Genomic DNA, 23,398 nt, shown 5'->3' with positions numbered 1-23,398 from the left:
GTTGTCACCGAACCGACCTCAGCCGAACGCTGAGATTGGTCGGCAGCACGACGAAGGTCAGCTTCTCTCCCACGGGCCCACCCGAGGTGTCGGCCTCGATCACGAAGTTGTGGCACGCCATCGAGACGAAGACGGTGGCTTCGAGAAGCGCCAGGTTGCGACCGGGACAGAAACGCGGACCAGCGCCGAACGGCAGGAACGACGGTGCCCCTTCCGCCTGTTCCGCAGGCTCGGCCAGCCACCGTCCAGGATCGAACTCACCGGGGTTCGGATACTTCTGCGCGTCGCTGTCCGACCGGTAACCCAGCAGTGGCATGACATGAGTGCCGCGAGCAACGGACAGTTCCATCGTGCTGTCGGCCAAGACGGTGTCCGTCATGGCCTCCAGCAGGAGGTACGGCGCCGTCGGACGCAATCGGATCGTCTCGTTGACCACGGCCTCGGCGTACTTGAGCCGCGCCACGACAAACGGATCCGCCGGGTGCGCATCCTCGCCGAGGACCTCGGCGGCCTCCTCCCGCACGAGCCGCTGAACCTCGGGGTGGGTCGCGAGGTAATGCATCGCCCACGCCGTGGTCGCGGCGATGTTGTCCTCACCCGCGATGATCATGTTCAACACGGCGCTGACAACACGTTCCTCCGTGACGTCTCCACCGTCGCGCTCCGCCTCGGCGAGCGACTCCAGGAACGTGCCGGGCCGCTTTCCGCCGGCGATCAGCTCCTTCGCTCGCACGTACCGATCCCGGATCAGAGCGCTGAACTCCTCAACGGCGGCGTCAGCCCGACGATCACCGGGCAGCCGCACCCACCGCCAGTACGGCACAGGACTGTTCAGCCGCTGCCCCAACGTCGTCAGCACCTGGGGCAGGTGCCGGTGCGGCCCGTCCTCACCCCGCCGCCGCACCGCGTCCAGGTCGTGGTCCATGGTCATGCCGACCGTCATCTCGAGCGTGTAGCGCATCAGATCGTCCAGCACCGGCACGACCTCACCTGCCGCGGCAGCCGCCGACCACTGCTCGCGCAACCTGCCGGTCGAACGGCTGATCACGCCGAAGGACTCCCGGAGATAGCCGGCGTTGAGCCCCTTCATCGCAATCTTGCGCAGTGCCCGCCAGTCGTCACCTTCCGCGTCGAACAACCCGGCCGCCCCCAGCTCGGCGATCAAACGCCCCATCGCCTGCCCGCGCCGGTACTTCTCCGGCCGCTCGCGCAGCACAGTGCCGATGATCTCGGGCGAAGCCGTCACCACGACGGTCTGAGTGCCCAGCCGAATGCGGAACGTCGGCCCGTGCTGATCACACCACTCGTGCAACACCCGGTGGATGACACCCCCACGAGCCAACGCCGGCACGTGCCCGACGAGCGGAAGCCCGCGCGGCTCAGGCAGCTCGGAAACGCTCATCGACCGGACCTCGCCGCCGCGAACCGCCTCGTTCCGGACCCCGGTCATCCTGCGAGGTCCACCGCGAAGCCGGCGAGCAGCGCGACGAACGCCTCCGGCGCCTCCAGGTGCGGAGCATGACCAGCGCCGGGAATGACCTGCACCTCACCACGCCACAACGCGGGAAAGTCCAGCCCGCGCAGGTACTCCAGGCTGACCAACTGCTCCTCGGCGCCGTGCAGGACCGCCACCGGCTGACGCAGCGCCGCAACGATCGCGAGCTCGTCAGCGAACCGACCGGCACCCGCACTGGCCCCGAGCGCGGCACGGGCCGCACCGTCAGTGGCCAGGATGTCCGCGACGACCTCGTCCAGGTCCAACCCGGAACCCGGTGCCGTGAAGCTGGCCGCGGCCAACTCCGCCTCGTCCTTGCTGACGTGCTCGCTGAATAGCGCCCCCATCGCCGGATGGGGCAGGAACGCCTCACCCATCTGAGCGGGCGTGGCGACCGGAGGCGCCCCGAAGATGACGAAACCGGCCGCCTCCGGCAGCTCAGGAGCCGCCTCCAGCACGATCTGCCCACCGAGGCTCCAACCGACGAAGACCGCGTCGGTGACCCCGAGTTCCTTCGCGAACCCGATGAGCACGGAGGCGTATCCCGGCAACGAGTAGTCGGCGTGGTCGCGAGCCGGTTCGGACTGACCGTGACCCGGCAGGTCCACCGCGAGACACCGGAAGCGCCTGCCGAAGTCCCCTTGCACCACCGGAAGCCAGGTCTTGGCCGACGAGGAGTTCCCGTGGACGAACACCACCGTGCGGGCGTCCTCGTGCCCCGGACCGGGAGAAGATTCCAGGTAGCTGATCCGCTGCCCGTTGATCTCAACGCTCGACTGCTGCACTCGAAGTCCTCTTGTTCAGTGTCTTGATTCGCTATCGCGTCAGCTGATGCGGGCAGGACGAAGTGCGAGAAGTGTTGGTGTGAAGTAGTTTCTCGCACTTCGTTCGCTACTCGGCATGCAGCCGTGAACTCCCTGTCGAATCTAAATGGCGATCAACACAGCGACAAGTGCGCTCTCGACAACAGCCCGTTTACCCATGCGCAATCGGCGGTCCCGCCCTTCCGTTCGTGCACCCGGTTCTCCGCGAGATCAGGAGATCCGGTCGAAGCGGCCGATGGGGTAGACCCAGCCGCGGGTGAACTCGAGGCCCAACTGGTGGTGGTACTGCTGGCACGCGCTGGGCCGCGGCAGATCGGGACAGAAGATCACGTTGAGCGCCGAGTAGGTGTACACGTCGTTCGGCGTGGACGGGTTGTCGACCGGCACGATCGTGTTCCGGATCGAGTACGTCACCGACGCCAGCCGCACGTCCTGCTGTCCGCCGGGGTAGATCACCTCGGACTCGGGGTCGTACACGACGATGCGGTCGCTGAAGATGCACACGTTCGCCCCGAAGTAGAACTCGTACATCAACTGCCCCTGGCCGGTCTCGTAGATGGGCTCGACGACCTCCTCGCGGTAGCAGGGAGTGCCAGGGGGAAACGCGCCGGGAGGAGTGATCGGCCACGCGTTGGTCCTGACGTCCGTCGCGCTGTACGACGAGCCGGTGTTCAACGCCGACTTGTCAGGCGGCTCCGCCGCCGACGCCGCCGGAGCCGCGATCACGATTGCGATCGTGGCCGCCACGGCGGAGATGAGCAGGTGTTTGAAGCGTGCGAACACTGGAACACCCCTTTGGTTGTCGTGATCGGACAAGCGCCGTTCGGTGTGTTTCGCCGTGCGTTGTGCGGAGATGTCGGCCTGAAAAGCACTGGTTGCTCGGCTCCGACATCCTTTGTTGACGCAGACCAGGCTCACTTGGCGGACTGGACGCAGATTGAACGAACACTGAACTCGAAGGCACATCAGCTCAATTCGCAAGCGGTGCGCCGGGTGGAGCAGCAAGACGAGTACGGCGGCGAGGTGCACGGCGCTGATCTGGCCACCCTGCGACGCCTGGCCGCCGAGCACCGGGTGGCGGTCGACGCGCCCGAAGGGTTCGACGGTGGTGCCGATTGGCGCGACGCTCGGACCGGGCGGCGTGCTGACGCCGCGGTGACGGCCTCAGTAGAAGAGATCGTGTTGCGGCGGAGGTGTCGGAAACCGACAACCACTGACCGGCGATTGTAGTTTCCGGACAACCGGTTTGCTCTCTATCCGCAGCATCCTGGAATCGGTACAAGCATCTCGCTGGCCTACCGGTGACTCATCTGGCAACAACGCAAGGAGGCATCAAGTGACGAGGTCGTTCAGCGACGTCCAGAGCCCGCCGCGAGGCGCTCATCGACTGCGACTCGCCCCGCACGAGGTTCGCGAACTGCGGAAGTACCTGTCGGCCATCGTGTCCAGGGTGCAGGCGGCGATGGCGGACGACCCCGATGAACCAGGTCTTCGCGCCATCAAGAAGCTCACGATCGATCTGGACGGCGCTCCCAGCGTCCCCGGTGCCCAACTGGTCATGCTCGTGAAGTTGTTGCGCCGCAAACTCGGGAACGGCGTTCTCATCGAACTGGCGGGGGTGAGGCCGACGATCCTCGGGTCACTTGTCGCGTTCGGCATTCCTCCGGACGTGACCGTGATCGACTCGCGAGGTCGCCCGTGGACCAGCTGAGCCGGATCAGGAAGCGGTGACTCCGGCCGGGGTGACCACGAGCGCGATCTGCCTGCCTTCGCCGCCGCACGGCGCCGTCCCGGTCGTCGCCGTCGCCTCCGCCGTGCCTTCCAGCAGCGGTGCCGCGGTGGCGTCGAACAGCTTCACGGTCACCTTCACCAGTGCTGCGGGCACGGCGAGTGCGGCGAAACCGCTCCGGCCGCCCGTCGGTTCCAGGGCCGCACCGCAGGCAATAGTCCGGTGGGGCGAGCAGTTCCCAGTTTTCTCCACAAAGGACTCCGAGGGCGGTTCCCGCGGCGATGGAGGCGACGCCGTCATCCGAAGAGGGTGCGGGCCACCTCACGCGCCAGCCACATCGGGGAACGATCCGGCGTGGACGGCCGCTCCTGCGGCAGCATCGCCCGCAGCTCGTCGTCCGAGGGCGGGTGCGCGGCCAGGGCGGCGGTGCGCAGCACGTCCCGGCCGACCGCCAGGCCTCCCCGGACGGTCACCTCCTTGCCGCCCACCGGCCGGACGACCGTGTGGGTGTCCTCGAAACGCTCGTAGCGCAGCAACGACGGTGACTCGACCACGCACTCCAGTGCGCCGTAGGTGCACTGGCCGTCGAACGAGGTGCGAGTGGAAAACTCGATGTTCCGGGCGCCGGGCAGCAGCGTCCGGTCGTCCGGGGTGAAGACGGTGAGCTGCGAGGAGACCGACGTCGCCGTGTAGGCGGGCACGGTCGCGATGAACGACCCGGCGGGTTCTGTTGCGCGTGCGCTGAGCAGTGCGTTCCGCAGCGCGTCACGGTCGAACGACTTCGGGGCGACGAGGACCAGCCGCCGGCCGTCGACCCGGTGGGCGTAGGCGTTGCTGTCCTGGCCCTGCACGAAGAACAGGCCGGGGCGCTCGACCTCGCAGGCCGGGCCGGCCGGGTACCTCGTCTGGTACGGGTCGATCTGGCAGTCCGGCTCGTCGTCCACCGCGTGTAGCTGCACGAACGGCGACGGCGGGGTGACGTTGGGATCCACGTCGAGCGGCCTCAGCTGCCACGACAGCTGGTTCGACACCACGCCGTACCCCGGCACCGTGGCGACCAGGAGCGAGTCGAGGTCGACCCCCTCCGCTCGCCGGTCCACGTCGGACGGCAGCGTCGCGGCGAGCGCCTGGAGCAGCACCAGGCCGGAGACTGTCAGTGCGGCCACCGACCCGAGCGCCAGGTACCACCGGCGCAGCAGCACGCCCGCCACCAGCGCGAAGAGCAGGGCGGTCGCGGGCATCCACCGGGCCGCCGAGTCGCTGAGGCCGAGCCGCGCCTCGTCGCTGATCGACCAGCCCACCAGCCACAGCACGGTGCCCGCGGTCGCGACGAGCACCGCCCAGAACACCCGCCCGCCACCACTGCCGCCGAACCGCGACTCCTCGGGCGCCACCTGGGCCACGAGGGCCATCAGCGCCACGAACAGCACCACGACGAGGAGCGCCGTGGCGGCGAACCCGGCCGTCCCCGCGAACATGCCGGCGATGACCGCACCGGTCCCGATCGGCACCATCACCGCGCCCGTGATCCCCGCCAGCGCGATCTGCAGCCACCACCGGCGCCGAGCCCCCATCTCGTCCACCCGGCCACTCTCGCACCGGTCGCCGCCGCGCGGACATCCGCAGATCTACTCACTCAGGACGCGCGGCGCGGCAAACCAGCCTGCCGAGGCGGAAACGAGCTGTGGTCACCCGGTGCTGCGGCTCCACGCCCGGCGTTCCGCACCACGGAGATCGTCGACCGGGCCACCGTCCACGTCGAGACGCATCGTGGTGCGGCTCTGCTCCGTGAACGCCGGCCAGCCCGGATCCCCGCTGTGCGCGAAGCGGACCCAGCTGTCGTGGACGTGTTCGGCCAGTGACGCCGGTGGTTCCTGGTCACCCAGGACCCTGTTCGGTCCTCGCAGGGACGGGAGGTCCGTTCGCCCGAACACGAAAGGAAGTTCGACCGTGTGGGTTGCACCGAGATCCCCGTTGAGCGCGGGGGATCGCCATGCGAACTCGTACGCGAACGTGGTCGCCCGCGCGGCATGTGCCTCCATGAGTGCCCAGGTGCCCGCGCCGAAGAGCGCGTCGCCGAGGACCGCCGAGCGGATCTCCGCGTCGGTGGCGGCCGGTCGTTGGTCACGGTATGTCTTCGTGAGCCGATCGGGGTTCTGATGCGCCTGGGCGGCCACCGCGTCGACGTCGGCACTGGTTGAGTCCGCGTACTTGCCGACGGGGACCAGGTAGAGGTTGCCCTCCTCGGCGTTCGTGCCGATGAGCAGGTCGATGCCGGCACCGAGTCCGGCGGCGATCGCGTCCGCCGGTTGCACGTCGAGGACCAGGCTGAAAGGACTGAGGCCCAGCAACGGATCGGTGTGCGTCGCGGTGCTCAGGCCGATGCCGGCGAGGCGCGAGGCCGCGTCGACGAGCCGGTCGTCGGAGATGTCCGCGAACGCGTCGGCGTGGGGTTCCACACCGAGCAGACCGGCAGCCGCGCGGCTGACCAGAGACGCCTGCTCGCCGGTGAACGCGCCCAGACCGCTTCCACTTTGGACGATCGCGCGCCGGAAGAGCCCCGCGGCTTGGGGGAACGCCATGATCCCACCGACGATGGTGGCCCCCGCGGACTGGCCGAAGACCGTGACGTTGCCGGGATCACCGCCGAAACCCGCGATGTTCTCCCGCACCCAGCGCAGGGCCGCCACGACGTCGAGCAGGCCGCGGTTGGCCGGAGCGCCTGGGAGGTCGAGAAAACCCGCGATGCCGAGGCGGTAGTTCACCGTGACGAGGACGACGCCGTCACGGGCGAAGGCCGTTCCGTCGTACATTTCGGCCCGGCCGGAACCCGCGACGAAACCGCCGCCGTGCACGAACACCATGACGGGCAGGCCGGTGCGCGCTGGAGCAGGGGTCCAGACGTTGACCGTGAGGTAGTCCTCTCCCCGATGCCATCCCTCGCCGAAGTAGGCGCGCAGGTCCATGACGCCGAGCACACGGGGTGATTGTGGTGCAGTGGGGCCGAAAGCGGTCGCATCGCGCACGCCCTTCCACGGCTCGTGCTCCGCGGGCGCTGCGAACCGGGCGGCACCGACGGGAGCGGCCGCGTACGGGATGTCGCGGAAGCTCGTGACGCCGTCCAGGCTGAGCCCGCGCACGGCGCCTCGGGTGGTGGTGACCTCCATGGGGTTCACCTCTCCTGGTGCCGGGCGAAGGGAGCCCAGTCCTTGATGGTGAACCGGTTCGCGTCGCGGCTGATCTCCACCGCGCCGCCGCTGGGGAAGTGCGCCGGGAACACGAGTGCGCCGGTGTCCGCGGCTTCACCCAGAACCCTGCGGCGGGTGGCGCGCGCCTGGCCGGGATCCTCGCAGAAGCAGCTGTTCGCGTCCGGTTCGAAGACCTGGACCGGGCTGTGCACCATGTCGCCCACGAACACCGCGCGATCCGAACCGGAGGTGAGGGTGAGGACACTGGATCCCGGGGTGTGGCCGGGAGCCGGTTCGAGGCGAAGGTTCGCATCGATCTGGTGGCCGTCCTCCCAGAGCAGCGCCAGCCCTGCCTGGTGCACCGGCGCCACGCTGTCCTCGAAGACGTTCTGGTTGCCGCGGCCGAGCAGCGCCGGCCTGTTGTTCGCGGGATTCCAGAAGTCGAAGTCCTCCTTGGGCATCAGGTAGGTGGCGTTGGGGAAGGTGGGTACCCAGGCCCGTCCGTCGAGCCGCGTGTTCCAGCCGACGTGGTCGACGTGCAGATGGGTGTTGACGACGACGTCGACGTCTTCGGGGCGGACGCCGGCGCGGGCCAGATTGCCGAGGAAGTCGGTGTCGAGGTGGCTCCAGACCGGCGAGTACGGGCGTTCCTTGTGGTTGCCGACGCCGGTGTCGACGAGGATGTTCCTGCCCTCGCTACGCAGCAGCCAGGTCTGGATGGCGGCGTGCACGGTGCCGGTGGCGCGGTCGAGGAACTCCGGAGCCAGCCACGGCTCCTCCCACACCTGAGAAGAGGCCTCGGGGAAGAAGGTCTGCGGAGTCATCTCCACCGAGCCGCAGTACTCCCAGACGCGGGTGACGGAGACCTCGCCGAGTTCGATCGTGTCCGTGGTTCGGGTCATGACCTCGATGGTGCGCACGCCCGCGCCCGGCAACCAGATCCGCTCATGCCTACCACTGACGTGGTCAGGCTGGACGCGGGCGTTGTGCGCATACTGGCCAGATGAGCGGACAGCTTGCGGAGTACCTCCAGGCGTGCCGTGCTCGGCTGCAGCCGGAACAGGCGGGCTTGCCGACCTACGGCGAACGACGGCGAGTCCCCGGGCTGCGGAGAGAAGAGGTCGCCGGTCTCGCAGGAGTCAGCGCCTCCTACTACATCCGGCTCGAACAGGGGCAGGCGTCGCACGCGTCGCAGGAGGTCGTCACCGCGCTCGCCCGTGCCCTGCAACTCGACGCCGACGAACACGCCCACCTGAGCGAACTGGCCGCGCCCCGGCGCCGGCGACCCGCGCCGAAGCCGCCTGCCGAACGGGTGTCACCCGACACCGCCCAGCTCATCGCGTCGCTCGCCCACGTGCCGGCGGTCCTGCTCGGCAGACGAGGGGACGTGCTGGCGTGGAACCCGCTGGGCCACGCCTTCTTCGCCGGCCACCTGGACTTCGACGGCCCGCAGCGACCCGCGGATCGCCCGAACATGACCAGGCTGCTCTTCCTCGACGCGCACACCCGCGCCCTCTATCCGCAGTGGACGCTCAAAGCCCGTGCCGTGGTGGCGAATCTGCGGCTCACCGCCGGCAAACACCCGGACGACAAGGAGCTGAGCGCGCTCGTCGGTGAGCTGGCGACCCGCAGTCCCGAGTTCGCGAAGATGTGGGCGGACCACCGGGTGCGCGCCTGCGACAGCACGACGCACCACATGCACCACCCGGTCGCGGGAGAGCTCGTCGTGAACCAGCAGACGCTCCGCATCCCGCACGCCCCGGACCTGACGCTGACCCTCGTCACGGCCGGGCCCGGGTCGGCCGCTCAGGCCGCGCTCACCCTGCTCGCCCAGGCCGTCGCGCACGGTCCGGGGGAGAGGTGAGCCCCGCGGATCGGGTCGCTAGGCTGCTTGACTCGGTCGGCATCAGAAGAGCTTCCGAACGTGCCTGGCGTTGCACCTGTGGAACACATGCGCGGGCCGCGGAGTTGGGGATGTCATGAGTCAACTCGTGGACCGCACGATCAGTGTCCTGCGTGCCGAGCACGACGTGCTGGCCGACCTCGTCCGCACCCTCACCGACGAGCAACTGGCCCTCACCAGCGGAGCGGCGGAGTGGACCGTCGCTCAAGCTCTGTCGCACCTCGGCAGTGGCGCCGAGATCGGCCGCGCGCCGATCGCCCAGGCCGCCGGAGAGACCGTGGAGGCCGAGGACAACCAGACGATCTGGGCCCGCTGGGACGCGTCCTCGCCCCGAGCGCAGGCCGAAGGCTTCCTGGAGCACAACAGCCGCTGGATCGACATGGTCGAGGCGCTCACGCCCGAACAGCGCTCGTCGCTGACCGTCGACCTGGGCTTCCTGCCGGAGCCGGTCCCGCTGCTGACCGCCCTGGGCATGCGGCTCAACGAAGTGGCCAACCACTCGTGGGACGTGCGCGTGGCCTTCGACCCGCACGCCGGGGTGAACGCAGACTCGGCCGCGGTGCTCGTCGACCTCCTGGCACGGCCCATGGGCTTCATGCTGAGCTTCCTCGCGAAGCCGGCCGAGCTCGCGGCCCCCGTGTCCGTCGCGGTCCCCGGTGGCGGTCTGGTGATCGACGACGCGGTCACCGTGGTCGACCACCTCGAGTCGCCGTCCGCGACGTTCGACGGGCCCCAGGAGGCGCTCGTCCGCCTGATCAACGGCCGTCTCAGGGCGCCCTACGACGACGGCGTCACCGTCGAGGGCAGCGTCACTCTCGACGAACTGCGCCGCGTGTTTCCCGGCTTCTGAACATCCACAGCGTTCGAAGCCGTCGCGCGTGCCGACGGATCGTCGCGCACGGGTAGCGGACGCGGCGGCACGCGGGTCACGTCAGGGGCGCACCAGGTGCAGCGGGGATCCGGCGCCTGGGACACTGGACCCTCGACCACACGCGAGACCAGGAGTGCACTGTGCAGCAGGGAACCGTCCGCTGGTACGACCTCGAGCGGGGCTTCGGCTTCCTCGCGCCTGATGACGGCAGCGCTGACATCTTCGTGCACGTCTCGCAGGTGCAGGGCGAGGGCGCGGCCAGGGCGCTGCGCGAGGGCCAGACGGTGGAGTTCGAGACCGGTGAGGGACCCCGCGGTCCGCAGGCGCTGCACGTCGCCGTCACCGGGGACGTCGCGCCCGACGCGGCCCTCGGTGTGCTGGCCACCGTGTCCTGGTACGAGCCGGCCAAGGGCTACGGGTTCGCCGCGCCGGACGGCGGGGGTGCGGAGGTGTTCGTGCACTCCTCCGCCATCGTCACCGGGGGTGTCCTTGCGGCCGGGCAGCGGGTGGCCTTCGTCGTCACCGCGGGGGAGAAGGGGCCGCAGGCCCAGCACGTGGTGCCGCTGAGCTTCGACGCCGGGGTCCGCCGGGCCCCTCTGGTCGCGGCCGGCGACGGTGCCGACGGCTCCGTGCTGTGGTTCGACGAGGAGAAGGCGTTCGGTTTCGTGGCCGCCGATGACGGGGCGGGTGACGTCTTCGTGCACGTGCGCGCCCTGGTCGACGAGGTGTACCTGCCGGCAGAGGGCGACCGGGTCTCGTTCACCACGGTGACCGTGGACCAGGGGCGTCAGGCGCGCGATGTGCGGTTCGTGGCCTCCGGCGAGCCGGTGGAGACTGCCGCGGCCCCCAGTCAGGCCCGTTCGGCCGCCCGGCCCGCGGCCCGTCCTGGCGACGGTACGGTGGCCCGCTACGACGGCGACCGCGGCTTCGGCTTCATCACCCCCGACGCGGGCGGGCCCGACCTCTTCGTGCACGTCTCGGTGGTCTCCGGCGAGCCCCTGGTGGCGGGCGAGCGGGTGCGCTTCCGGATCCGGCAGAGCGACCGGGGCCCGCAGGCCGACGCCGTCGAGCACGCCTGACCGTCCGACGACGTCTCGAAGCGGGCGGCACAGCGGTCGTGCGTTTCAAACCCGGCATCGCGATGACCACCCGATTCGGCGATGTCCGGACCGATCCGGGCGCGTCGGCAGGCCTGTCGTGGCCCTCGTCGGCAGGCTGTTCCCACTCGGTGACCGCTGTGCTGGAAGGGACTGCCTCGATGATCCGGATCGTGCCTGTCAAAGATCAGAACGTACGGGTGACGTGGGCACTTCCCCGGCACGAGCCGCCGGGGCCGGTCAGCGTCGTCGGCGACTTCAACGACTGGACGCCGGGAGCGACCGCACTGCGAACGCGATCGAACGGCAGTCGTACCGCGGCTGTTGTCGTGGCGCGAGGTACCACCTTGCGCTTCCGCTACCTGGGCTCGGACGGTCACTGGTTCGACGACGAGGACGCGGTCGTCCGCGACGACCAGGGGTGCCTGATCAGCGTTTGACGTGAAGGCCAAACCCCGCTGGTCTCTCATCGCAACCCCCGGGGGCGACCTTCGCCTTGCCTACCCGTCCCAGCCGGTCACGGTGGCCGAAGCCGTCCAAGGGGCGACTCAGGGACGCGGCAGCACGCCCACCAGCGAGGTGATGATCGAAAGCCGCAGGGCCGGGCGGAGTTCGATGCGGTGGACCGCCAGTGCCGGCTCGGATTCGTAGACGGCCAGCAGGCTCGGCGGCGGTGAGGTGTAGGCGGACAGCGCGCCGGCCACCAGCAGGAGGGTGAGGCAGAACTGCTCGGCGTGGTCGCCGACCTCGGGCAGGTGCCGCCGGACGAGGCCGGCCATCACCGCGAGGTTGTTCAGCGAGGCCTGCTTGTGCCGACGGACCACGTCGACCGAGACGTTGTGCTCGAGCACTCCGCCCTGAGCGCCGTAGAGATCGCAGAGCGCGGTTCGGGCGGCGAGTGACCGGCTGAGCACGTCGGCCGCCTGTTCCGCCCGTTCCGCGGCGGGCCGACCCGAGTCGACGCCGTCGGCCAGTTCTTGCTCCAGTTCGTCCAGCCAGGTCGCTGTGCGGTCGTCCATCAGGTCGAGCAGCACCGCCTCGCGGGACTCGAAGTAGCGCAGCACCGCCGTCTTCGCCAGGCCGACCCGCCGGCTCAGCTCGTTCAGGGTCACCTCGGCGACCGGCATCTCGTCGAGCATCGCCGAGGTCGTCTCCAGGATCGCCCGGCGCCGGACCTCACGCTGCTCTTCGGTGCGCGCTCGCTGGAACGTCATGACGTGGATCCTAGCTTGGGTACCGCCGGTACCTTGACAGTGTACCGGCGGTACATTAGCGTTCGGTCATAAGTTACCGGCGGTACATTAGGAGCACGCGATGAACTGGACCGAGCAGCAGATCCCGCGCCAGGACGGCCGAGTCGCCGTGATCACCGGAGCCAACACCGGATTGGGCTTCGAGACCGCCCGGCGGCTCGCCGAGCGTGGAGCGGCGGTCGTGCTGGCCGTGCGCGACACCGAGAAGGGCGAGCAGGCCGCAGCCCGGATCAACGGTGATGTCTCCGTGCAGGAACTGGACCTGACCTCGCTGGAGTCGGTTCGCGCCGCCGCGGCCGATCTGCGCGCCGCCCACCCGCGGATCGACCTGCTGATCAACAACGCGGGGGTGATGTACACGCCGAAGCAGACCACCCGCGACGGCTTCGAGATGCAGTTCGGCACCAACCACCTGGGCCACTTCGCGCTCACCGGGCTGCTGCTCGACCTGCTGCTGCCCGTGCCCGGCTCGCGGGTGGTCACGGTCAGCAGCACCGGTCATCGCATCAACGCCGCCATCCACTTCGACGACCTGCAGTGGGAGCGTTCCTACAGCCGGTCCGCCGCCTACGGCCAGTCCAAGCTCGCCAACCTGATGTTCACCTACGAGTTGCAGCGCCGGCTCGCCGCGCACGGCACCACCGCCGCGGTGGCGGCACACCCCGGTGTCTCCAACACCGAACTGGCCCGCAACACCCCGGCGGCCGCCCGCCGGTTGATCACGTTGCTCGCCCCGGTGATCACCCAGCCCGCGGCGGCGGGCGCACTGCCCACCCTGCGGGCCGCCACTGACCCGTCCGTCCTCGGCGGGCAGTACTACGGGCCTGACGGCCTGGCCGAGCGGCGCGGCCACCCGAAGCTGGTCACCTCCAGCCCCGACTCCTACGACCTGGCCGTGCAGCAACGCCTGTGGGCCGCCTCGGAAGAGCTCACCGGCGTGCGGTTCCCGGTCGGCCAGGCCGCCGCCGCGGTGTGACCTGCTTGAGGGACATCACTTCCTCGCGTCACTGCTTCCGGTAGACCAGCCGGATGTTCTGCGGGCCGGCCGCGGCACGACGGCGTTCGAAGAGCTCGTCCAGCAGGGCGATGACCGGGCGGCGGCGATGCCGGGTGAACACCGGGCGCCAGAGGAACAGGACGAGTTCCCCGCCCGGCCGAAGGACGCGGTGGGCTTCGCGGATGGCTGCCAGCGGGTCGGGCATCTCCTCGAGGCTGTAGCCGTAGAACAGGGTGTCGGCGTGGTTGTCCGCCAACGGGAGCTTGCAGCCGTCACCGGCCACATAGGACATTCGAGCACCGGGCTTGTCGTTCAGCTGGTGCTGCAACGAGCGCATGGCCGACGGTGACGGGTCGAGGGCGATCAGATCGTTCTCGCTGCCCAGATGTGCTTTGAGCGCTGTGGTGTAGAAGCCGCCACCGCTACCGACCTCCAGGCAGATCCTGCCCGGGTGACGGCTGACCACACGGAGGTCGTGACGCGGTAAGTCCCACCCGAGGATCATGCGCAGCACCGGACTGCTGATCAGCCGGTAGAGGCGATCGGGTGTGCGCCAGCCGCCGCGGACGTCCGGCGGGGCCGGGTGTGTCGTGCTGGTCTTGAGGTCGAGGTCGGTCATTTGTCGAGTGATTCCTTCGTTGTGGGCAGTGCACGTGCTGCGGCGATCGTGGCCAGGACGAACAGGACGGCGCCGACCACCAGCGCGGCCCGCAGGCCGGTCACGAACGCGGTGCGAGCCACGTCGAGCAGGTGGGAGCCTGCTTCGGGTGGTAGTCCGGCGGCGGCGGTGGTCGCCTCGGTGAGACCGTCTCGGGCCTGCGTCGCCGTGCTGGGAAGACTGACTGTGTAGATCAGGGTGGCGATGCTGCCCAGCACGGTGACACCAAGGCCGGCGCCGAGCTCGTACGCGGTCTCCTCGACCGCGGCGGCCGCGCCCGCCTGCTCTGCCGGTGCCGCGGCGAGCAACGCGTCGGAGGCGGCCGTGAGCGAGATCGAGACACCGAACCCGGTCGCGGCCAGCACCGGTCCGAGCAACCACAGGTTTTCCGTCGCCGTGAGCCCCACGGCGCAGATCGCCAGGGCGACAGCGCTGACCGCGAAACCGGCGACCGTCATCAGGCGGTTCCCGAACCGCTGCAACAGCGGCCCGGCGACGACGCTGCCGATGACGGCCGAGACCATGACGAACATCAGCCGCAACGCGGCGGGCATCGGCTGCAGCGCGAGAACCAGCTGGAGGTACTGGGCGAACAGCAGTCCCAGTCCCACCAACGAGGTCAGGACCAGCAGGACACTGCCGACCGCGACGTTGAACGCGCGGTCGCGGAACAGCGCCACGTCGAGCAGCGGGACAGCGAGTTTCCGTTGCCGCCGGATGAACGCGCCGAGCAACAGGCACCCGAGCAGCCCGGCGACCGGCCCGAGCACGAACATGGCACCGCCGTGCGGGGTTTGCTTGATCGCGAAGGCGACCCCGATGACACCCAACGCGGCCAGCACCGCGCTCAGCACGTCCCACGGCCCGTCAGGAGGGTCCGCCGACTCCGGGATCAACCAGTACGTCAGCGGGATCGCCAGTGCCATCACCGGCACGTTGATCAGAAACGCGGCATGCCACGAGAACGCCTCCACCAGGAAGCCGCCGAGCAGCGGACCGAGCACCGCCCCCGAACCGGCCACCCCGCTCCAGATGCCGATCGCCGTCTGACGTTCGGCGCGGTCGGGAAAGGCCTGGCGCAACAACGACAGCGTGGCAGGCATGATCATCGCACCGCCGACCCCGAGCACGGCCCGGGCCGCGATCAGCACAGCGACGTTGGGCGCCCACGCGCAGGCAAGAGACGCCAGTCCGAACACGACATACCCGAGCACCAGGATCCTGCGCCGGCCGTAGCGATCGCCCAACGTGCCGAAAGCGAGCAGCAGGGGTGCCGCGACCAGCGAGTAGACCGCAATGACCCACAGCTGTCCTGATGCCGTCGGACGCAGGTCCTCCGCCAATGCCGGCAACGCCATGTGCAGCACGGTCGCGTCCACGGACACCAGCAGCAGGCTGGCGCACAAGATCGCCAGTACGAGCCAGCGCCTGCCCACCAGTGACCTGGGAGGAGAGTTCGTCACAACCGGTTTGCCTCACGTATGCGCGGATGTACGCACCTACTCTGGCTGATTGCGCTCTGTGGCGCCTCATCCCAACGGCGCTTGTGAATCATCCTTCGGTCGTATGGTCGTGCGGCGAGCTGGCTGGATCACCCCAGCCGAAAGCCTGGAGTCGGTGGCGATCATCTGGTGATGAAGGTGGACTGCTTGTCCTCGCGGATCATAGGAGGACGCAACACAGGTGCGACCGCAGAGCAGGTCGTCGCTAGGTGAGATTGGCGAGAAGCTCTGCTGCGCAAAGAGTTTCTGAGTCTTTGTCAGGCTCGAAGGAGCACAACGGGAAGGCTGGCCGCATGTGTGGAACCTGGCTGGGTGCCGACCGCACTTGGCAGCGGTTACTTGGGAGTGGTGCTTGTAGTGCGCCTTCTAGTGCTGAACTTCATGTTCAACCAGGGGGGACAGACGGCGGGTATGCCCTAGGACCGAGAAATCGGAGCCCATCGGCTGGTCTTCCGATGACGGATGACTGACACCGCGCCTGGCTCTGCGCGGTCTGACGGTGTCGTCAGTTCGAGATGTGACTTTGCCCGATCCGGGCTGTTGCTGTGCGCCATTGCGCGGTTTGTGGCCGCAGTCCGCTGGAAGGTGCGAACCGTGAAGAAGAGGGTCGTCGAGACAGTGACGTATGGCAAAAGATCCAGGCAGGGCGGCATCGGAGTCTTCACTGCCAGAGACCGCATCGGTAAGATCCAGGCTGCTGCAGTGGGCTGCTTGGAAACTCGGCGCACGATGGTTGGCCTGTCAGAAGGTAGGAGTATGTGAAATCGCCTGCTTGGTGGATCAAGAACGACAGGATCGGACGAAGCAGACTACTTGTTCTGGCTCTCGCAGCGCTCTGCCTGATCGGCGCGGCCGTAGTCGGCTGGCCGAGTTGGTCGAATGCACTGTTGATTCTTTTGCTTTCGGTGGTGCTGTTCATCGGCGATTACGCGTTTTGGCGCGTCGACCTGCGCCGGAGTGAAAAATATCAGGACGGCTAAAGTCAGATGACGATGGACTCGCCGAGTGTTCGGCGAATCCATCGTTTAGTTTAAAGTGAATGACGATTCTCTTCTTGTGTCGGTCATCTTTTAAATTTGGTAGACGAATGCGACAGCAGGCTGTATCTGCTCGACAATCTTCGTCTGTCTTCGGTCACTGCGGACACTATTTGGATCCTGCTCGACTTGCCTGGTTTTGCCATTTTGCAGAGGGTGCAGGCTGAGTAGTAGTGACCGCGCGATTACCGAACCTGCTAAATGTCAACAGCCCTGACTATACGGTGTGGTTCAGCTGTATGTGCTCATGACGGCAACATGTATGGCGTTCGCACATACCGACATCACGTCGAGTCGGCACGCAGGTCGCTGATGCGGAGGCGGCCAGCCGGACGCGAGCTCTACTGGTGTAGCTGGTGTTCCTGGAGTGAGCGGAGGTTGGCGTGTCGAGCAGCGTGATCGGCTGTGGTCTCGTTGCCGCGCGGCTCGGGCGTTGTAGCCAGCCTGGCCGTGGAGTTCTACGTCGACAGCGGCGCGACCTGTCAGCCGAGCGGGCTGGACGGTGACCGTGCGCAACCCGGACGAGGGGATCGTGTCCTTGTGTGCCGAAGCTTTGGACGGTCGAGCAGACGGTGCTCGAGGCCAACGCGATCGGCTGATCAACGCAGCGTTGCACGGCTCGTCGCGAGGAGAACAGGTTCTTCGCCAACCGTGACGGTGCCGCCAGGACGGAGAGCCTCAACCTCGCCGTCCAGGCGGCGCAGTTCCTGGACGCCTGGGCCAACCGGGGTGGTGGCGGTTCCCTTGTCGGTCCAGCGAATTGTCGCGTCGTAGCTCTGATCGGGGTCCACCACGGTGAACTCGCACTGCCAGACGTTCTCCGGCAGGTTTGCCGTGGTGCCATGACCGCAGGAACGGACGCTGGCGTTCTCCAGCCAGTGTTGTAGTCGTTCCACGGCCAGCGCGGCGCTGGTCGGCACTCCTCCTATGGGTTGCAGCACGATGGGGATCTTCACGCCGCCCCAGTTGTAGAAGTACATGCGTTCGAGGTTGGCCTTGCGCGCGTAGATACCCGTTAGGAAGAAGCGCACCGCGTGGTTTTTGGCAGTGGCGTCGTCGAGGCGGTCCTGCATTGCGATTGAGTACGTGGTGCCGGTGCTCCACAGCCTCGGGTGAATGCCGGCTTCGTGCATGATTCGGTCGATCGACGTGACGATGTCGAGCATCGTCTCGGGTGGGTCGGACGGCCGGCGCTGGAACAGCTTGATGCTCGCGACGTCGCAGTGGTCGTAGCCGCCGGCCTCGATGAAGCTCTTGAGGAAGGAGATGCCGTTGGGACTCCACAGCTCTCCCATGCCGGGGCAGAGCACTGTCGCCTTCGGGTCGGTCGTGCGGATGATCTCGCGGGCCCTGCGCGTCATCTCGGCGAGGGTTTCCGCGCTGCCCGAGTAGAACCGCCGGTCGTTGGCCAGCACCCACAGCTCGTAGGCCTCGATCCGGCCCCGGTACCGGTTCACCAGGGATTGAACGAAAACGTCCCAGTCGGCGAGGTCGGTGGGTGGCGCGGAGACGCTGTCGGCGTACGGAGTGGCCGGTCCGCTGGGATTGGCCCACTTGGGGGTTCCGCCGAAGACGAAGAGTGGCGGTATGCCCGCGGCTTCGGCGCCCTTCACCAGACGGTCCAGCGTTGTCCAGTCGAACTCTCCGCGCCGCCGTTGAATTTCCGACCAGCGGGTTCCACCGTCCCAGAAGCGCGCGGCGCCGACGCGGAAGGCGGGCATCGCGCCCGTGGCGCTATTGATCGTGACGCCGAACAGCGTCCTCGGCACAGGAGTCGGCGGCAGCGCCCACGCCGGGCCGACTACCCACTGGTCCGACGCCGTGGCGGGGTTGCCGGCCGAGTGGGTGCTGGCCGAGCTCGACACGAGCAACGCGGCCATCACCGTGGTGACGGCGGCCAACGCGAGCGGGCGCTTGGGGCGGGTGGAGCGGACGGTGCTCGGAGGAGCCGGCGAGGGCGGGGGTTCGGCCGGCTGGATTTTCCCCTCGGGCGTGTCGGACTCGGCTGCAGCGCGCAGCCACAGGTGGTGCAGCTGGGCCATCTCGGTGCGGTTCGCGCCGCATGTCAGGGCGATGCGTTCCACTACCGCGAACTCCCGTGGCACGGTGGCTCCCGTGCAGTAACGGTGCACCGCCGACTTGCTCAGATGGGCCTTCTTGCCGATGCTCTCGTAGCTGCGACCGCTGGCCAGCTTGAATCGTTCGAGCTGATCTCCGAATTCCTTGGCACGAGGACTGATGGTCATGATCTCCCTGCTCATCATCGACCGGCTGCGTGTCAGTTGTAGCGCCGTCCCTGGCGCGGCACGTACGAATTTGAGAGGAGTTCCGCCGATCGCGCCGCAAGTTTGCCAGGTGCCCCAGTTGTAATGGCCACGTGGCATGGAATTGTTGTCGCAGTTTCGTGCGTCCCACACCGTCCGAATCGACGCTGCTCAGACACCGTCCCGCCGTCCCAGCGTCCCGGAAGCCGGGGAGATCCTTGCCGCTCGCGATTCGGCGGCGGCACGGTTGGTTCAGGAGCGCCGAGAAGCGCTTCTTCGATGAAGGGGGATGCAATGATCAAGCGACTGCTCGCGGCCACCGTCGCAATCACGGCGGGACTGCTGCTGGCCGGTTCTGGCGTGGCCGTGGCCGATCCGGGGCCGATGGAGGAAACCCCGCCGATCACGGTTCTGTGCACCGTCGGAATCTGCGGCGACATCTACAACGACGACAACAACCAGAACTTGCGCATCACCAGGGACTGGCCTTCTCGCAACCAGTCGGGCTCGTGGGTCGTGCTGCGGCCTGGTGAGAGTTCCGACGACCACGGGGTCCAGGACGCCGACGGGTTCTACATCGCGCCTGGTTGCCGAGGCACGGTCGCCTTCGTCCAGAACGTCGGGCCGGGGTGGCACCGGGTACACGACCACCAGGACATTCACCTCACCGACATCGTCTGCTGACCACGAGCGCATCAGTGACTCCTGGTGGACGGATGCCATCGCGCACCGTTCCGCCAGGAGTCTTTGCCGTTGTCAGCCAGAAGATGGCTGCTCCAGGTCTCAAATTCACGGGTGGAGTCTTCCCTGAACAGGTAAATCTGCATTGGCCTGGAAATGCTGCTGCGGGCGTTGGCAAGAGATGAACGCAAAGTGTGGAGGCGGTCAGTGCATGCCTTGAGGTAACTGGCTTTCAGCTAAACCGCCTACGACAAACCTGTGCATCGGTGGGTGTCGCACGACAGCTGCTGAACCTTCCAGAAGAACTGCAGGAGCTGTGGCTTGCGAGCGGGTTCGGAGAAGGCGGTGCCGTCCGCGCGATCGTCCGGTCATGCGACGAGCCACCAGCCCGCGCAGACCGCGACCACCGACAGGAGAAGCACGACGCGGGTGAGCTGGGTCTTGCGCACCAGGCGTCGGCGTTCCCCCGGCGTGGTCGGGAAGTCCCGGCCGAGTCGTGCTGTGAGCAGGAAGAGGATCGAGCCCGCGACCAGCGAGCTTCCGGCGAGGAGAAGAGCGTTGCCCATCTGTGGCACGAGAGCTCCGAAGCGGTCGGTGCCGGCGACCGCCACGAGCACCGGCACCGACCACGTTGCGTGGTGCTAGACGATCTGCAGCACCTGGGAGAGGGGACGGCGGGGCTTCTGCGACCAGTTCCCCTCCGCGGCGAAGCCGATCGCGAGCAGCATCACCGGGATCTCGTTCTCGGCCAGGTCGAACTCGCGGGCGACGCCGTCGGGGTCGAACCCGCTCATCGGGCCGGCTCCCATGCCGAGCGCGTGCGCGGCGAACATGAGCGTGTTGGCGCCGAACGTGGCGCTGCGCACCGCCTCGTCGCGGGAGCGCTGGGGCTGTTCGAAGTAGAGGTTCTTCGCGGCGCCCTGCCACCCGTTGGCGACCTCGCCGGGCATGATGCCCGCCTCGACGGCCGGTGCCAGGCGTTCCGGGGTGTGCTCGTGGTCCGCGAGCTGGCCGCAGACGATGAACGTGACCGCCGCGTCGGTGATCTTGGGCTGGTCCCAGCCCACCGCGCGCAGCCGCGCCTTGGCCTCGGGGCTGCGGACGGCGATGAAGCGCCAGTTCTGGAGGTTGAACGACGTCGGTGCCTTCGTGGCCAGCCGGACGAGGTCGCTGATCTGCTCCTCGCTGATGTCGTGCGAGGGGTCGAACAGGTTGATGGTCTGCCGGTCTTCGATGGCGCTGATGATGGGGTGGCTCATTGCGTTCTTCCTGTGCTGGTTGAGGGATTTCGCTAGACGATGCTGTCGACGACGCCGCCGTCGACTCGCAGCGCCGCGCCTGTGGTGGCCGAGGCCTGCTCGGAGCTGACGTAGAGGATCATGTTGGCGACCTCGTCGACCGTGGCCGCGCGCCGCAGGATCGACGAACTGCGGTGTGCGGCCACGAAGTCGGTGGCCGCCTGCTCCACGCTGACTCCCTTGCGTCCGGCGTCGCCCTCGAGCAGTTCGGCGACACCTTCGGAGAGGGTGGGGCCGGGCAGGACGGCGTTGACGGTCACGCCCGTGCCGGCCAGCCGCTTGGCCAGCCCGCGGGAGATCGCGAGCTGGGAGGTCTTGGTGAAGCCGTAGTGGATCATGTCGGTGGGGATGTTGATCGCCGACTCCGAGGAGACGAAGACGATCCGTCCCCAGCCCTGGTCGACCATCCGCGGTGCGTAGGCCCGTGCCAGTCGCACGCCGGACATGACGTTGGTCTGGAAGTAGCGCTCCCACTCGGAGTCGGGCACGTCGAAGAAGTCCTGCGGTCCGTAGACGCCGATGTTGTTGATGACGACGTCGAAGCCGGGATGCTCTGCCGTCAGGCGTGCGCAGCCGGCCTCGGTGCCGAGGTCTCCGGCGAAGCCCGCGAGCGAGGCGTTCGGTCCGCCCAGCCGTGCGAGAGCGGCGCCGACGCTCGCCTCGCTCCGGCCGTTGATCACGACGGCGGCGCCTGCGGCCAGGAAGCCTCGGGCGGCCGCGAAGCCGATTCCGGCCGTCGACCCGGTGACGAGCACGCGGCGACCGGTGAAATCTATCTGCACAGTGATCTCCAGAACCGCTGCACACGATTGCAGTCTTGCACTGCACACGATTGCAACGTTGCCAGGAAGGGAAGTCTGCTCGCGGGGTGCCGCAGGGCAGGTAGTAAGAGTTGGTGACTAAGTCGGACTCTAGCCGGACTGTCCGATTCGTGCAAGGCAGAGGGTCCCTAGACTGTTCGGAGTCGTGTGTCAGGTGGTCTGACCAGTGTGGGAGGGGACGAGTGGTCTCTCGGGCCGAGCAGAACGAGCGGGATCCGGATCTCGGTGTGCTCGCGGTGCGGTTGTTGTTCGGGGTCCAGGACGAGCTCTTCTCGCGACTGGCCGCCGAGGGGTTCGACGACCTTCGTCCACGTCACGGTGCGGTGATGGCCTACGTGGACGAGGCCGGGGTGCGGGCGACGAGGCTCGCCGAGCTGTCCGGCCAGCACAAGCAGGTCGTCGGCAAGCTCGTGGACGAGCTCGTCGTGCTCGGGTACCTCGAACGCCGCCCCGACCCCGCGGACGGCCGCGCCAAGCTGATCTACCCGACCGAGCGCGGGCTGGCGGAGATGAGGGCCGGTGGCCGGATCATGGCGGCGTTGCAGGCCAGGCACGCCCGTCGGCTCGGCAAGGACGTGTACGGGGTGTTCAAGGCGGCGTTGATGGACATCACCGCTCACCAGCGCGACCGCCGTTCTTAGCCGTGTTCACGCGAAGTGCTCACCGGTAACGCCTGTGCTCACAGCTTTTCCGGCGATGATCGTCACTAACGGGTGATGGTCACCTACTATTACTACTGTGATGTTCCCGACGCTCGCGGCGGTCGGTGAAAGGTAGTAATACTTGGTGACCATCACCCGTTCGTGACCTCAGGAGGTCCGCGATGGCCACCCATGTCAACGGTAGTCACCACATCACGCTGTCCGTGGGCTCCGCGCAGGAGGACGCCGAGTTCCACGTGAAGACCCTGGGGATGCGCTTCATCAAGCGCACCGTGCTCTTCGACGGCGCACTGCCGATCTACCACTTCTACTACAGCAACGCCGACGCCGACGCGAACTCCGTCGTCACGACCTTCCCGTTCCGGCAGGCGGGCTGGAAGGGGCGCCGCGGCACCAACCAGACCCGCGAGGTGCTGCTGTCGGTCCCCACCGGATCGTTGAACTACTGGGAGCAGCGGCTCGCCGAACGCGGCATCGCGAGCGAACACGCCGACGTCCTCGACACCCACCGGCTGTTGTTCCGCCACCCCACCGGCGTCGAGTACCGGATGGTCGAAGTGGACGGTGACACCCGCCGCGGTCACGCGGGCAACGGCGTCCCCGACGAGTACTCGATCCACGGCCTGTTCGGTGTCGGCATCCACGTGACCCACCCGGAGAACATGGTCGAGTTCATGGAGGGGCACATGCACGCCGGCGCGCTGACCGAGGAACGCGACCGGTTCACGGCCCTCGTCGGCGAACCGGGTCAGGGCGGCGCGGTGGAGCTGGTGGTCAACCGGACCGACGACCAGGGAACGTGGACCTACGGCGAGGGCACCGTGCACCACTTCGCCTGGAACGTGGTGGACCTCGGCAACCAGCAGGCGATCAAGAACGAGATGGAGGGCGCCGGCTACACCGACATCTCCGAGCTGAAGGACCGCAAGTACTTCAAATCGGTGTACGTGCGTTCGCCGGGCGGCTCCCTCTTCGAGCTCGCCGTCACCGGTGAGGAGGGCTGGACGATCGACGAGTCCCCGAAGGAGCTCGGTTCGCGGTTCCAGCTGCCCTCGCAGTTCGAGTCCCGGCGTGAAGAGATCTTCGAGCAGTTGGAACACATCGACGTCTGAGCGGGG

At 67.9% G+C, this 23,398-nt stretch carries 25 protein-coding genes and 1 pseudogene; 12 read left to right on the top strand and 14 right to left on the bottom strand.

The genetic code is table 11. From position 1 onward, the window contains the following. Positions 1-4 precede the first annotated feature (4 nt). The 3 genes from IE307_RS15405 to IE307_RS15395 form a co-directional block, all read right to left on the bottom strand. Positions 5-1,402 (bottom strand): cytochrome P450, encoded by a 1,398-nt coding sequence (locus tag IE307_RS15405; RefSeq protein WP_191298629.1) that lies wholly within the window; start codon positions 1,400-1,402, stop codon positions 5-7. 44 nt (positions 1,403-1,446) lie between these two features. Beyond that, complete coding sequence (locus tag IE307_RS15400; protein ID WP_191298628.1) at positions 1,447-2,280, bottom strand: alpha/beta fold hydrolase; 834 nt, start codon at positions 2,278-2,280, stop codon at positions 1,447-1,449. Positions 2,281-2,529: 249 nt separating this feature from the next. Then, positions 2,530-3,102: a hypothetical protein gene (locus tag IE307_RS15395; RefSeq protein WP_191298627.1), complete on the bottom strand. Its 573-nt coding sequence runs from the start codon at positions 3,100-3,102 to the stop codon at positions 2,530-2,532. Between IE307_RS15395 and IE307_RS15390 the strand changes: the two genes are divergently transcribed. Together IE307_RS15390 and IE307_RS15385 are read left to right on the top strand one after the other, a co-directional pair. Continuing rightward, complete coding sequence (locus IE307_RS15390) at positions 3,082-3,549, top strand: hypothetical protein (protein ID WP_191298626.1); 468 nt, start codon at positions 3,082-3,084, stop codon at positions 3,547-3,549. The genes IE307_RS15395 and IE307_RS15390 overlap by 21 nt on opposite strands. Before the next feature lie 106 nt (positions 3,550-3,655). Continuing rightward, on the top strand, positions 3,656-4,030 hold the full coding sequence (locus IE307_RS15385) for a hypothetical protein (protein ID WP_191298625.1): 375 nt from the start codon (positions 3,656-3,658) through the stop codon (positions 4,028-4,030). Positions 4,031-4,036: 6 nt separating this feature from the next. On the opposite strand, the gene IE307_RS15380 is transcribed toward IE307_RS15385, so the two are convergent. The 4 genes from IE307_RS15380 to IE307_RS15365 all read right to left on the bottom strand — a co-directional run bounded on the left by IE307_RS15380 (position 4,037) and on the right by IE307_RS15365 (position 8,138). Further along, entirely contained in the window at positions 4,037-4,300 is a 264-nt protein-coding gene (locus IE307_RS15380; RefSeq protein ID WP_191298624.1) for a hypothetical protein, read from the bottom strand. Positions 4,301-4,344: 44 nt separating this feature from the next. Beyond that, the gene (locus IE307_RS15375) at positions 4,345-5,631 is read right to left on the bottom strand and encodes a hypothetical protein (RefSeq protein WP_191298623.1); all 1,287 of its coding nucleotides are present in this window, start codon (positions 5,629-5,631) and stop codon (positions 4,345-4,347) included. 105 nt (positions 5,632-5,736) lie between these two features. After that, complete coding sequence (locus tag IE307_RS15370; RefSeq protein ID WP_191298622.1) at positions 5,737-7,215, bottom strand: carboxylesterase/lipase family protein; 1,479 nt, start codon at positions 7,213-7,215, stop codon at positions 5,737-5,739. Between the two features lie 5 nt (positions 7,216-7,220). Then, on the bottom strand, positions 7,221-8,138 hold the full coding sequence (locus IE307_RS15365; protein ID WP_191298621.1) for an MBL fold metallo-hydrolase: 918 nt from the start codon (positions 8,136-8,138) through the stop codon (positions 7,221-7,223). 101 nt (positions 8,139-8,239) lie between these two features. Between IE307_RS15365 and IE307_RS15360 the strand changes: the two genes are divergently transcribed. From IE307_RS15360 to IE307_RS15345, 5 genes and pseudogenes are all read left to right on the top strand, one after another. Then, positions 8,240-9,100: a helix-turn-helix transcriptional regulator gene (locus IE307_RS15360; protein ID WP_191298620.1), complete on the top strand. Its 861-nt coding sequence runs from the start codon at positions 8,240-8,242 to the stop codon at positions 9,098-9,100. A gap of 115 nt (positions 9,101-9,215) precedes the next feature. Next, complete coding sequence (locus IE307_RS15355) at positions 9,216-9,989, top strand: maleylpyruvate isomerase family mycothiol-dependent enzyme (RefSeq protein ID WP_191298619.1); 774 nt, start codon at positions 9,216-9,218, stop codon at positions 9,987-9,989. Positions 9,990-10,150: 161 nt separating this feature from the next. Further along, positions 10,151-10,354: pseudogene (locus tag IE307_RS46740) on the top strand (cold-shock protein); the annotation flags it as partial. A gap of 30 nt (positions 10,355-10,384) precedes the next feature. Beyond that, the gene (locus tag IE307_RS47430) at positions 10,385-11,089 is read left to right on the top strand and encodes a cold shock domain-containing protein (protein ID WP_373306018.1); all 705 of its coding nucleotides are present in this window, start codon (positions 10,385-10,387) and stop codon (positions 11,087-11,089) included. A 191-nt stretch (positions 11,090-11,280) separates the two neighbouring features. After that, on the top strand, positions 11,281-11,547 hold the full coding sequence (locus IE307_RS15345; protein ID WP_373306015.1) for an early set domain-containing protein: 267 nt from the start codon (positions 11,281-11,283) through the stop codon (positions 11,545-11,547). Positions 11,548-11,655: 108 nt separating this feature from the next. Here IE307_RS15345 and IE307_RS15340 read toward each other — a convergent pair whose 3' ends face one another. Then, the gene (locus tag IE307_RS15340) at positions 11,656-12,321 is read right to left on the bottom strand and encodes a TetR/AcrR family transcriptional regulator (protein WP_191298616.1); all 666 of its coding nucleotides are present in this window, start codon (positions 12,319-12,321) and stop codon (positions 11,656-11,658) included. Positions 12,322-12,421: 100 nt separating this feature from the next. On the opposite strand from IE307_RS15340, the gene IE307_RS15335 reads away from it, so the two are divergent. Continuing rightward, positions 12,422-13,336: an SDR family NAD(P)-dependent oxidoreductase gene (locus IE307_RS15335; RefSeq protein WP_191298615.1), complete on the top strand. Its 915-nt coding sequence runs from the start codon at positions 12,422-12,424 to the stop codon at positions 13,334-13,336. A gap of 28 nt (positions 13,337-13,364) precedes the next feature. Here IE307_RS15335 and IE307_RS15330 read toward each other — a convergent pair whose 3' ends face one another. Continuing rightward, positions 13,365-13,976, bottom strand: coding sequence for a class I SAM-dependent methyltransferase (locus IE307_RS15330; protein ID WP_191298614.1), 612 nt, complete (start codon positions 13,974-13,976; stop codon positions 13,365-13,367). Beyond that, complete coding sequence (locus IE307_RS15325; RefSeq protein ID WP_229904727.1) at positions 13,973-15,451, bottom strand: MFS transporter; 1,479 nt, start codon at positions 15,449-15,451, stop codon at positions 13,973-13,975. Before IE307_RS15325 ends, IE307_RS15330 begins: the two co-directional genes overlap by 4 nt. 824 nt (positions 15,452-16,275) lie before the next feature. Here IE307_RS15325 and IE307_RS15320 point away from each other — a divergent pair. Then, positions 16,276-16,497: a hypothetical protein gene (locus IE307_RS15320; RefSeq protein WP_191298613.1), complete on the top strand. Its 222-nt coding sequence runs from the start codon at positions 16,276-16,278 to the stop codon at positions 16,495-16,497. A gap of 656 nt (positions 16,498-17,153) precedes the next feature. Here the strand turns inward: IE307_RS15320 and IE307_RS15315 are convergent. Continuing rightward, entirely contained in the window at positions 17,154-18,815 is a 1,662-nt protein-coding gene (locus IE307_RS15315) for a helix-turn-helix domain-containing protein (protein WP_229904726.1), read from the bottom strand. A 297-nt stretch (positions 18,816-19,112) separates the two neighbouring features. Here IE307_RS15315 and IE307_RS15310 point away from each other — a divergent pair, with 297 nt between their 5' ends. Continuing rightward, positions 19,113-19,502, top strand: coding sequence for a hypothetical protein (locus IE307_RS15310; RefSeq protein ID WP_191298611.1), 390 nt, complete (start codon positions 19,113-19,115; stop codon positions 19,500-19,502). 365 nt (positions 19,503-19,867) lie between these two features. Here IE307_RS15310 and IE307_RS15305 read toward each other — a convergent pair whose 3' ends face one another. Genes IE307_RS15305 through IE307_RS15295 form a run of 3 tightly spaced genes read right to left on the bottom strand, consistent with a single transcriptional unit; the run spans position 19,868 to position 21,579 of the window. Further along, positions 19,868-20,122 carry a hypothetical protein gene (locus IE307_RS15305; protein WP_191298610.1) on the bottom strand — a complete coding sequence of 85 codons (255 nt, stop codon included), beginning with the start codon at positions 20,120-20,122 and terminating at the stop codon, positions 19,868-19,870. 18 nt (positions 20,123-20,140) lie between these two features. Then, a complete protein-coding gene (locus IE307_RS15300) occupies positions 20,141-20,758 on the bottom strand; it encodes a nitroreductase family protein (RefSeq protein WP_191298609.1) in 618 nt (205 codons plus the stop codon). 32 nt (positions 20,759-20,790) lie between these two features. Then, positions 20,791-21,579 (bottom strand): SDR family NAD(P)-dependent oxidoreductase, encoded by a 789-nt coding sequence (locus tag IE307_RS15295; RefSeq protein WP_191298608.1) that lies wholly within the window; start codon positions 21,577-21,579, stop codon positions 20,791-20,793. 221 nt (positions 21,580-21,800) lie between these two features. Between IE307_RS15295 and IE307_RS15290 the strand changes: the two genes are divergently transcribed. Both IE307_RS15290 and IE307_RS15285 read left to right on the top strand, forming a co-directional pair. Then, on the top strand, positions 21,801-22,259 hold the full coding sequence (locus IE307_RS15290; protein WP_191298607.1) for a MarR family winged helix-turn-helix transcriptional regulator: 459 nt from the start codon (positions 21,801-21,803) through the stop codon (positions 22,257-22,259). A gap of 182 nt (positions 22,260-22,441) precedes the next feature. Then, positions 22,442-23,392 carry a VOC family protein gene (locus tag IE307_RS15285; RefSeq protein WP_191298606.1) on the top strand — a complete coding sequence of 317 codons (951 nt, stop codon included), beginning with the start codon at positions 22,442-22,444 and terminating at the stop codon, positions 23,390-23,392. Positions 23,393-23,398: the final 6 nt, after the last annotated feature.

This window comes from Lentzea cavernae (assembly GCF_014653695.1).
In the GTDB taxonomy this organism is placed as follows: domain Bacteria; phylum Actinomycetota; class Actinomycetes; order Mycobacteriales; family Pseudonocardiaceae; genus Lentzea; species Lentzea cavernae.
The sequence above is the reverse complement of the archived record's forward strand: the minus strand, read 5'-3'. Positions and strand labels throughout refer to the sequence as shown.